The organism is Rhizobium sp. 18055 (genome assembly GCF_902706285.1).
Lineage (GTDB): Bacteria > Pseudomonadota > Alphaproteobacteria > Rhizobiales > Rhizobiaceae > Rhizobium.
Map to the genome: position 1 here is coordinate 1 of NZ_CACSKD010000221.1, position 464 is coordinate 464.

Sequence of the window (464 nt, forward strand, 5' to 3'; positions counted from 1 at the left end):
GTCGACAGCCTGCGCGCGGGCCGCAGCTTCGGGGTGTTCGGCGACCTGATCAACGCCCTGGACTTCCAGGTGTCCGGCGCGGCCGGCAGGGCGACCATGGGCCAGGAGATCCAGGCAGCCTCCGGCGAACGCGTGACGGTGCGCATCCGCTTCAAGAGCCCGCCGGTCAACAACTACCAGCGCCCGGTGGCGAGCGGCAACCTGGGGAACATGACGCCCAGGGTGGACCACGTGGACCTCATCGTGGGGGACGTGGGTGCTAAGGCGCTTCCCGGCACCGACGCCTACCGGCAGGCCACCAACCCGAGCACCCGCGTGGTCCGCCGCTTCACGGCCGCGGACTGGACCACCGACGAGGAAGGCTACAACGTGGTGGAGTTCCCGATGACGGTCACGAAGAACCAGTACCTGCGGCTGCGCGGCACCAACCTGGGCGAGAACGTGGCCGGGCTGACGTCCGGGGG

General features: G+C 70.0%; 1 protein-coding gene. It reads left to right on the forward strand.

Going from position 1 to position 464, the window contains the following annotated elements; genetic code table 11:
* Positions 1-464: hypothetical protein (locus GVL52_RS31975; protein WP_200847987.1), on the forward strand; the 464-nt coding region annotated here is incomplete at both ends.